This is a genomic window from Pedobacter sp. (genome assembly GCF_035317785.1).
Classification (GTDB): Bacteria; Bacteroidota; Bacteroidia; order Sphingobacteriales; family Sphingobacteriaceae; genus Pedobacter.
The window spans coordinates 1-4662 of sequence record NZ_DATHGC010000036.1 but is presented as its reverse complement, the minus strand read 5'-3'; the positions used below and the strand labels follow the sequence as shown (position 1 = coordinate 4662).

Here is a 4662-nt window from a genome sequence, read left to right as displayed (position 1 = left end):
TTCTATCCTCACTTTCAGGCTGTTGCCTTTGATGTAATTGTCCAGAAATTTGGAATTGTCTATATCGAGCACCAGATTTGACCCAATGTTTTCCTGTACGTCTGTCCTTGAGGCCACCATGATCTCGCCGCTGCTGCCATTGGAGATGAACAGTTTCACGGATTTGAACATGCCCAGGCTTTTGCCTGTCGGATTGCTGGCGTCCAGTTTTGCGGAGGCAATCCTTACTTCTTTAATGTAGCTGGTGCCGCCCTGGTTTCCAAAGATCTCATCGAAACTTGAAGCTGCTGAGCTGGCAGATGCGGTGGTGTTGGCTTTGGCTGATGCCGGAATAACCAGGGTTGATGTATAGGGGAATGTAGATTTAATGATGGATTGCATGGTGGCGCAGCCGGTAAAAACTACGGTTGCCGCGAATAAAAAAGCAAATATTTTTTTCATGTTTTATGAGATGCAAATGTTGTTCCAAAGTAGTGCTTGAGCAATTATTGAGGATGATTTTATGTGAATATGACTTTAAAGTCTGGAGGCATGACTGACCGGCGTTTGAACTTTTAAAAACAATTGTAGAACAAGATTGTCTTTAATAGACCAATAAATGGTTTCATAAGCATGAAAAGACACTTACTCAACTAACAGAATGTTGCATGAATTTAAACAAGTTCTTATGAAAAGCTTAGGATTTTTAACCGTAGCGGGATTGTCATTAGGGTTACTGGCATTCACGTCGATAAGAGAGGGTGGGATTAAAGGAACAGTTTCACCAGCAGAGGGGGCTACCCAGGTCGTGGCCATCGCCGGAACAGATACATTAAAAGTTGAGATCACCAGCGGAAGCTTCGCTTTTGCAAATGTGAAAAAAGGCACCTATACCGTATGGGTGAAAGGCAAAGCGCCATATAAAGATACCTCTGTAGAGAATGTAGCTGTACTGGACAGTGCGGTCACAGATGTCGGAGAGATCAAGCTCCAGCAATAAGATTAAAACGTTAGAAAAGCGGGCCGAAAGTCCCGCTTTTTTGTTTAAAAGGGTTTTTGAAAAAATACCTTATTTTTAATGAGCAAAACAGTAACTTTGCATCCCGACAGAATAGTCGGGGATCTTAAATGATGATCATACAAAAATCTCACAGACTATTCCAGTCTACAGCAATTGCAATTTTTACCAATACTAACTTTAGACTTTTTTAAAGCCTTATGCCTAAAGACACCTCCATACGCTCAGTATTAATTATCGGATCAGGACCTATTATCATTGGTCAAGCCTGTGAGTTTGATTATTCCGGATCGCAGGCCGCTCTTTCTTTGAAAGAAGAGGGGATCGAAGTATCCATAATTAACTCCAATCCGGCGACCATTATGACCGACAAGGTTATCGCAGACCATGTTTACCTGAGACCACTAAGCGTTGACTCGATTGAACAGATCCTGATCGAAAGAAAGATCGATGCGGTACTGCCTACAATGGGTGGACAGACAGCCCTGAACCTTTGTAAAGAGGCTGAAGAGCGTGGTGTTTGGGAAAAATACGGGGTGAGGGTGATTGGTGTCGATGTTGCTGCTATTGAAAAAACTGAAAACAGGGAAGCTTTCCGCCAGCTGATGGTGGATATAGGTGTTGGTGTTGCCAACTCCAGAATTGCCAACTCTTACCTTGAAGGTAAAGAGGCTGCACAGGAGATCGGTTACCCGCTGGTGATCCGCCCTTCGTATACACTTGGTGGTTCAGGCGGTGGTTTCGTCCACAAAAAAGAAGAGTTTGACCAGGCATTAAAACGTGGTCTTGAGGCTTCTCCAACCCACGAAGTGCTGGTAGAACAGGCCGTATTGGGCTGGAAAGAATATGAGCTGGAGCTGCTAAGGGACACCAATGACAATGTGATCATCATCTGCTCTATCGAGAACTTTGATCCGATGGGAATCCATACCGGAGATTCCATCACCGTGGCGCCGGCAATGACCTTATCCGACAGGTGTTATCAGGACATGCGCAACCAGGCGATCAAAATGATGCGTGCCATCGGTAATTTTGCCGGAGGATGTAATGTGCAGTTCTCTGTGAACCCGGACAATGACGAGATCATCGCGATTGAGATCAACCCAAGGGTATCGCGCTCATCTGCGCTGGCCAGTAAGGCTACCGGTTACCCAATTGCTAAAATAGCTTCTAAGCTGGCTATCGGATACAACCTGGATGAGATAGAAAACCAGATCACCAAAACAACTTCCGCATACTTTGAGCCTACGCTCGATTACGTGATCGTAAAAGTGCCGCGCTGGAACTTTGACAAGTTCAAAGGGGCCAACATGGAGCTGGGCCTGCAAATGAAATCTGTAGGGGAGGTCATGGCGATAGGCCGCACATTTGTAGAGGCCTTGCAAAAAGCATGTCAGAGTCTGGAGATCGGCAGGGCCGGACTTGGCGCTGACGGCAAGCACAACAGGAGCATCGAAGAGATCATGTATGGTCTTGAACATGCCAGCTGGAACCGCTTGTTCCTGATCAAGGATGCCATGAGCATGGGCGTTCCTCTGGAGTCTATCCGTAAAGTGACCCGTATCGATAAATGGTTCCTTTCGCAGATCCAGGAACTGGTTCAGCTGGAAGTAGAACTTAAACGGTATTCCCTTAATAATATTCCTAAAGATTTCTTCTTTACGCTTAAACAAAAAGGCTTCTCTGATATTCAGATTGCTTATTTGCTGGGCAATGTGACTGAAGATGAAGTTTATGACCGCAGAAAGTCGCTGGGCATCAGCCGTGTGTATAAGATGGTGGATACCTGCGCAGCAGAGTTTGCCGCACAGACCCCGTATTACTACTCGACCTTTGAGGAAGAGAATGAATCTCTCCCTTCTGATAAAAAGAAAGTAATTGTTCTGGGCTCGGGGCCTAACCGTATCGGCCAGGGTATTGAATTTGACTATTCATGTGTGCATGGCTTGCTTGCAGCCAAGGAAACAGGCTTTGAAGCGATCATGATCAACTGTAATCCTGAAACTGTATCTACCGATTTCAACATGGCAGATAAGCTTTACTTTGAGCCGGTGTTCTGGGAACATGTGCGTGAGATCATTGAGCTGGAGAACCCAATAGGTGTGATCGTGCAGCTGGGCGGACAGACAGCCTTAAAGATGGCAGAGAAACTGCATGAGAGGGGCATCAAGATCATCGGTACTTCTTACAATGATATGGATGTTGCTGAAGACAGGGGCCGTTTCTCGGACCTGCTGAAAGAACTGGAGATCCCTTATCCAAAATATGGTGTTGCTGAAAATGCCGAAGAGGCAATTGTGGTAGCGAATGAAGTTGGTTACCCGGTACTGGTAAGACCAAGTTATGTACTCGGCGGACAAGGGATGAGCATCGTCATCAACGATGAAGATCTGGAGAAAGCTGTAGTAAAGCTTCTTGGTGATCTTCCGGGCATCAGGGTCTTGATTGACCACTTCCTGGACAGGGCAGAGGAGACGGAGTCTGATTCTATCTGTGACGGTGAAGATGTACATATCGTAGGTCTGATGGAGCACATAGAACCTGCAGGGATACATTCCGGAGATTCATTTGCGGTATTGCCGCCATTCAGCTTATCTGAAAAGGTGATCAGTGATATGGAAATCTATTCTAAAAAGATCGCGAGGGCATTAAACGTGATTGGATTGCTGAACATACAATTTGCCGTTAAAGACGAAAAAGTATATGTAATAGAGGCCAACCCAAGAGCTTCGAGAACTGTTCCTTTCATTGCTAAAGCTTACGATGTCCCTTATATCAATATTGCTGCTAAGGTCATGCTGGGTGTAAACAAGCTGAAAGACTTTAAGATCGAAAGAAAACTGGAAGGCTATGCGATTAAAGAGCCGGTATTCTCTTTTGACAAGTTCCCTGAGGTGACCAAAGAATTAGGCCCGGAAATGAAGTCCACAGGCGAGTCGATCCGGTTTATTAAAGACCTGGAAGATCCTTATTTCAGAAAGCTGTACAAAGACAAATCAATGTACTTATCTAAGTAAATCTGAACCGATAAATAATATGAAGTCCCGAAAGGGACTTTTTTATGACGTAAGGCTACTGTTTCCCCCAGATTCTTGTATTCAGGTCCAGTTCTTTGATGATGTCATACATAAAGCGGATCACACTGAGGTCTTCATTGATCGACTTCTGATCCAGCAGACTCTTAAACACTGGAGGCTCGAAGTAATCCTTGTCCAGGGGAAATGCAATGAACATTTGGGTGTCGATGAAAGAGAGGGAGATCGTATACTTGCATTTGTCTTCCAGTTGGCACAAGCGCTCCATCATACTTGGTGTCAGGATATACCTCGCTTCTACCTGGTCGCTGGAATAGGTGACAAACAGTTCTTCAAAATTAGGGTTTTCCAGTTTTACCAGCTCCTTGCCGGAAGAAGAAAAGATGGGCAATTTGTCTGAAAACCATGCGCCTATGGCACTCCCAAAATCTTTTGGTCTTACCACGGTTATGCCATTAAAATACTTGTTGAAATCGGCGCAAAAAACAATTCCTTTCAATATCGTATGCCAATGCACCTGCTTGCCATTTTTTGTCTGCGTTTCAGTCTTGTACTCCGCATGGACTTCTGAAAAGGAGAACCTGGTTTTTCCTGCTGATCCAAATATTTGATCCTGGCTGGAGTACCTGT

At 44.9% G+C, this 4662-nt stretch carries 4 protein-coding genes; 2 read left to right on the top strand and 2 right to left on the bottom strand.

Features of this window, described 5'->3' with window-relative positions:
* A partial coding sequence (locus VK541_RS02595; RefSeq protein WP_324366637.1) for a hypothetical protein occupies positions 1-441 on the bottom strand: 441 nt, incomplete at its 3' end.
* A 226-nt stretch (positions 442-667) separates the two neighbouring features.
* Here VK541_RS02595 and VK541_RS02590 point away from each other — a divergent pair.
* On the top strand, positions 668-979 hold the full coding sequence (locus VK541_RS02590) for a carboxypeptidase regulatory-like domain-containing protein (RefSeq protein WP_324366635.1): 312 nt from the start codon (positions 668-670) through the stop codon (positions 977-979).
* A gap of 218 nt (positions 980-1197) precedes the next feature.
* Positions 1198-4014, top strand: a complete 2817-nt coding sequence (gene carB, locus VK541_RS02585; RefSeq protein ID WP_324366633.1) for a carbamoyl-phosphate synthase large subunit — start codon at positions 1198-1200, stop codon at positions 4012-4014.
* 55 nt (positions 4015-4069) lie between these two features.
* On the opposite strand, the gene VK541_RS02580 is transcribed toward carB, so the two are convergent.
* On the bottom strand, positions 4070-4662 hold a 593-nt coding region (locus VK541_RS02580; protein ID WP_324366631.1), incomplete at its 5' end, for a DUF3137 domain-containing protein.

What these genes read in the sequence shown, in the direction of transcription:
- VK541_RS02590 (WP_324366635.1), top strand. Translation starts at nt 668, where the DNA reads ATGAAAAGCTTAGGATTTTTAACCGTAGCGGGATTGTCATTAGGGTTA.
- carB (WP_324366633.1), top strand. Translation starts at nt 1,198, where the DNA reads ATGCCTAAAGACACCTCCATACGCTCAGTATTAATTATCGGATCAGGA.